The following is a 5,508-nucleotide window of genomic DNA, read 5'->3' on the forward strand; positions in this document are numbered from 1 at the left end:
GGTTTCCCCATGTGAGAGTAGCACACTGCCAAGCTCCCATTCGAAGAAAGGGCTATCCTAACGGATAGCCCTTTTTTTATGCGTGATTGAAAGTGAAACGTATTAGCGCATGCCGCAAGCCAAGTCCCATTCGAAGAAATTGCTTCACAACGATTGCTTCACAACGATTGCTTCACAACGATAACTAGCCTAACGGATAGCCCTTTTTTATGCATGATAGAAATAAAAGTACTCGCTATAGCACAAACAAGAGACGGTTAGATATGTACTGGAGTGAGCCTTGATATCTTAAGTTTAAGCGCTACAACTTGAATACCGATAACGCGATACATCTATACTAGTGCTAATACTCGACGCGTTTAAATTTAAAAGTGTGAAAGAGAAGAGCAACCCTTAAGTCGATGTGAATACGCTTGAAGATGTTACCTTACATACCTTAAGAATAAAGTTCGATTATTGGAATAGTTAAAGTCTCATAGAGTATAACTTAGTTTATAATTTTGCTGATTTAACTTCGATTTAATCTGTCATAAAGCTATGAGCGTGAAGCGGACATAATCTGGTTAAGCTCACCTCATCGATTCCGAGCCAACAGCGGAAGTAAGTTTTAACACATATCTGCGCCAAATCTTATCAGAGACAGTAAGGCTAAAGGTAAACTTAGCTTATGTATTTTTATAGTGATACGGTAAAGTAATACTACTTTTATGCTTCAATCCTAACTCTGTCCCTAATAATGATAAATCTAGACTATGTAAAACTATTTACTCGGGTAGCTGCCACTCAAAATATATCTAAAGCTGGGGCTGAATTTGGCTTGTCATCGGCTGTGGCTAGCGCTCATCTTAGTAAGTTAGAGGAAAGTCTGGGTGTTCGGCTAATACATCGTACAACTCGAAAAGTATCGCTTACCGATGAAGGGGAGGAATTTCTTCCAAAGGCTAGGGATGTTCTTGTGTCGGCGGACATAGCTGTATCGTCGGTGAGAGGGGGAGCTAAGCCCAGTGGAAAATTGCGAATAACAGCACCGGTTTCTTTTAGTCATATACATTTAATACCAGCATTAAATGAATTTATGGGAATTTTTCCTGATTTATCTGTAGAGCTTCGTCTCAGCGATACAATAGTCGACATTGTTGAGGGGGGATTTGATATTGCAATCCGAAATGCTGAGCTTAAAGATTCTGCATTGATAGCCAGGAAACTCGCTATAGACAATAGAATTATCTGTGCCTCACCAGAGTACCTTGAAAAGCATGGTAGGCCAGCAACCCCTGAAGCACTGCCAAAGCATAATTGTATTAACCTAATTGGTAATGACAATTGGCTGTTTAGAACCTCAAAGGGCCTATTAAATATTAAGACAAGAGGGGCTTTTACCACAGACAACGGCAAAGCAGTTTGCGATGCATGCGTGAACGGGATGGGGATTGTAATGTGCTCTACATGGATTGCTTATGAGCATTTACGAGCTGGGACCTTAGTCAAAATTCTTGAAGACTACCCATTAGAGGCTGATGCCTCTATATGGGCTGTTTACCCTTCTTCGAAATTGGTTGCCCCTAAAGTTCGTGCGTTTATAGATTACTTTTCTGAGCGTTATGGAAGCCCACCATACTGGGATAGGGTGCAGGGAAGTAGTTTTCCAATATAACGGCCAAATTTATTTGGCCTTTTATTAATATGACCGCGGTAGGGATGATTATTTAATAGGCACTATTGATATTGTAAAAGGTGTATCTGGTTTAGTATTAATCATAGTTGGCGTACCAAATGCAGCGTCAAAATTAGTTACATAGGCAATACCACCACGTACAATAACTTCTCCAGGCGCATCTAACATGTTATTACTGCCGTCGGTATTTCCGTTTTTGGCAAGCAATGTAGCTTGGCCATTCATATCAATACGGTAAACGGCATTATCAAATAAATCGGTAATGTAAAGTGCATTAGAAGGTGCATCCCACTGGATGCCATCACTTGCGATCAAACCTTTATTAAACAGTGTGGTTTCAAGCTTAGAGCTATCTTCATTGAAAGTGCTTTTGTAGATGGTACCGTCTTCCATGATACCGGTATAAAGGTTGCCCTGCCCGTCAACCGCCAAGCCATTTGCACCAAAGCTAAGGCTACCGTCTGATTCAAAGATCTCAAATAGGTGAGAGTCGTGGTTGTTTTTGCTCTGGTATTTAGAAATCTGTAATGGATTTTCAGCCCTAAGTTCATCTATCCTTAATTTATACACACCACTTTTCGTTGATATTCCTTTCTCAGTTGAAAGTACCGTATCAGAGATAAACACATCATTGCCCCTCCACGCTACTGCGTTAGGAAATGAGAACCCTTTTGCAACAACGTCGACATCAATGGCTTTACCATCTATAACATTCACTCGAAGCAAACGAGACTCACCGCCAAACCATAATTGCATGTCGGCAATATAGATGTTTCCATCTGGACCTTTAGCAATCCCCATGGGAGTGACAACACCGCTGTTTGGCTCTAAATCCTGTTGTTTAAATTTGTACCACACAGACACTTGATTTTTGTTATCAATAAGCCCAATCGTTGGAGCTGCCGCTTTAGTTAAGACACCTTGCTCTACAAGCGTCTGGTTATGTAGGTTAGGTGATGTGAACAAAATATTGTTATCTGAATCAAGTGAAAAGCTTGCTGGAGAGTTAAATTGTGCAGGTAAATCTTGCAGCGAGTATTGTTGCTGGGCTAATACTGTTTGAGAGCATGCTGACAGCGCAACAATAGTAAGCATTACACTTAATAAATTTGTATATTTGTTTAGAGTTTTCATGGCGTACCTTTAAATTGTTAACATATGTGCTAAACACAACCGATAACGATTAGATTGCTCTTATCGGCTTACTCATAAGATTGACTATTTTGCAAAACCACCAAGCGGTTTCAGTAGTAGAGGTGAAAGTGAAGCGTGCATCTCACGTAACTCTTGTGGTAAGTCACCTAGGTGTACCATACGGGTGGGTGTTGCTGCTGCAATCCATCGTTCGGCATGATCATTCCAGTTTTCGATATGAATAAAAGAAGCTTCTAAATCTCGAAAACGCTCGTAAACTAATATGTCACCCTCGTCAGATAGGTAATATTGATAGTTTAGTGTGCCTTCTTCTGTTTTGGCTCGTGCAACTTGAGAATTCATTACTTCTTTAAATGCTTCGAACTGGCCTTGATTCAGTTTTGCCTCCACAATCCAACCAAAATTTTCGAAGCTAGTATCGTTTCCATTTTTAATTAGGCTGCCTTCATACTCTTCTCTTGCAAAACCAGCCAGAGGCTTTAACCAAGTAGGTGCTAGCGAAGCATGACGTTCACGAACATCATCTGGCAAGTCACCAAGATGAAGCATGCGTGTTGGATCCGCCGCTGAAATCCAGCGTTCTGCATGAGCATCCCAGTTTTCGATATGCTCATGTGATGCATCGGCATCAGCAAAACGCTCGTAAACTAAAATATCGCCGGCGTCTGACAAGTAATATTGATAGTTGAGCGTACCTTTTTCATTCAAAGCACGGTTCACTTGCGAATGCATTACCGCTTTAAAGTTTTCTAGCTCACCCTCTTTAAGCTTTGCTTCAACAATCCATCCAAAATTCGTAAACATGATTTTCTCCAATTTAGTGGAAGCACTATTTCTTCCGACTTAATAAAAATTTTATATCGAGTCGATAAGTTAACGACGGAAGAAAGATTAACAGAGGAAATTAGCTTTGATAATGAAGGTAATCAGTGAAAACTTCTTAGATTTTGTTGATAATGAGGTGGGTAAGATGGTAACTCACGCAGAAAATCTGCTGATTCAGAAACGCTGATTTATGCGGGTAAATAATTAATCCATGAACGTCCGCCTTGGATTTTAAGCCGAAGAGACTATTACAAGTGCGTAATGGCCGCAATTGACACATATGGGACTACCAGGTCCCATTGAGCCCTATGATTCAGAATTACAAATTAAAGTCTATTTAGGTAAACAGTATGAACACCAAGCGATTCCAAAATCATTCCACAGAAATTGCCTATGAAAGCCTAGTGAGAAATAGAATTTTGCTACACTCGGTTGAATTGATGTAAAGCTACTTATGTAACGTAAATCTACTAAGGTAAGCGCAAATGAGTCATGTTATGAACAGATGACGTCTGAGGTTAAACATTAAACCGGTAATATCTTGTTTCACTTCGATAAAGACAATATCTAACAATATCGTTATGTTAAAAGCCACACATTAGAGCTATATAGTGATAAGAAGAGAGAAAAGGATGTCTGAGAAAATTGTATTAGAAGCAACCTTCAATCCGTCGGTCAAAACCTATTGGTTGGTAAGCTTGTTGTTATTCTCAACGCTTATAGTCATTGGTATTCCATTACTTGTTATATCCATTCCGATATTTTATCTAATCAGCAGTAAAATGATTGCTGCAATGTCCGCAATCATCACCGAACGAAAACTTATAGTAAAAATAGGTATTTTCAACAAGGAAGAGAAAACAATTCCACTTGAGAAGATAACAGATGTAGCTATGACCCAAGGCCCGTTAATGCGCATGTTTAATTTATACAGGTTGTCTTTTGAGACTGCAGGACAATCAGCTCAGGGCGCACTTGTTTCGCTTATAGGAATTGAAGATGCTATCAATTTTAGAGAAACCATTTTGAGCCAAAAAGATAAGGCTGTTCAGGGAAATAGATATACGGCAGAAGTCGAGACAAATACTAACGACGACTTCGCCTTACTACTGCAAAGTACACAGCGGATAGAAGCATTATTAGAGAAGTTGGTTAATTCAAAGTAAAAGTTACTGTAATGAGAAGAGGGAGTAACAGGCTTTAAGTACTCATACCCTCTTAGTCAGACAATCTTCCGCTCGTACTCTAGATGATAATTTATCTCTATTAAGTCACCCGCCAAATCCTAGATGAAGTTAAATATAAACACAGTAAGTACAGTGGCTGTCTTAGCGATTACTTGTGGGTAAATAGAATACATAAGGTGAACCAAGTCTATGCAATTGATTTTGAGCTATGACGGTTTATGACGATATAGAGAAGTGAGTAGTACGCTGCTAACAATATACGAGTGATTAGCAATACAGTAAGAAAGCGTAATCAGCCTTAAACCGGTGTAAAAGAAGGCTAATAGCTAGTTTGAAAAACTTTATAAAATTATTTTAAGAAAAGTGTTGATCCAAAAGCTGATTCGCGTAGAATGCGCGCCTCGCTTCAAGGAGTTGGCAACAATAACGAGAAGCGGTTTTTATTAGCTCTACGGAGTTAACAACGGTTCGAAAAGAAATTTACGAAAAACGTTGACACTGAAAACAAGAAGCGTATTATACGCCTCCCGCTCAAGCAGAGTGAGTCACCAAAAAGCAACGGCTTACGGTGAGGTTACGTTAAGTAACCACGTTCTTTAACAATTTAGACAAGACAATCTGTGTGGGCACTCATTAAGAGTGTCACACAACGACGATTCATATTCG

Annotated in this window: 4 protein-coding genes; 2 read left to right on the forward strand and 2 right to left on the reverse strand. The window is 39.5% G+C overall.

The window, feature by feature from the left end:
- Nucleotides 1-736: 736 nt before the first annotated feature.
- Nucleotides 737-1,654, forward strand: a complete 918-nt coding sequence (locus KYS23_RS20320) for a LysR family transcriptional regulator (RefSeq protein WP_159534783.1) — start codon at nt 737-739, stop codon at nt 1,652-1,654.
- Nucleotides 1,655-1,702: 48 nt separating this feature from the next.
- Here the strand turns inward: KYS23_RS20320 and KYS23_RS20325 are convergent, their stop codons facing one another.
- Both KYS23_RS20325 and KYS23_RS20330 read right to left on the reverse strand, forming a co-directional pair.
- The gene (locus KYS23_RS20325) at nt 1,703-2,809 is read right to left on the reverse strand and encodes an NHL repeat-containing protein (protein ID WP_218398560.1); all 1,107 of its coding nucleotides are present in this window, start codon (nt 2,807-2,809) and stop codon (nt 1,703-1,705) included.
- A gap of 84 nt (nt 2,810-2,893) precedes the next feature.
- Nucleotides 2,894-3,634 (reverse strand): putative quinol monooxygenase, encoded by a 741-nt coding sequence (locus KYS23_RS20330; protein WP_218420040.1) that lies wholly within the window; start codon nt 3,632-3,634, stop codon nt 2,894-2,896.
- Between the two features lie 653 nt (nt 3,635-4,287).
- On the opposite strand from KYS23_RS20330, the gene KYS23_RS20335 reads away from it, so the two are divergent.
- The gene (locus KYS23_RS20335) at nt 4,288-4,821 is read left to right on the forward strand and encodes a PH domain-containing protein (RefSeq protein WP_218420042.1); all 534 of its coding nucleotides are present in this window, start codon (nt 4,288-4,290) and stop codon (nt 4,819-4,821) included.
- Nucleotides 4,822-5,508 lie beyond the last annotated feature (687 nt).

This window comes from Alteromonas lipotrueae (assembly GCF_019249255.1).
Lineage (GTDB): Bacteria > Pseudomonadota > Gammaproteobacteria > Enterobacterales > Alteromonadaceae > Alteromonas > Alteromonas lipotrueae.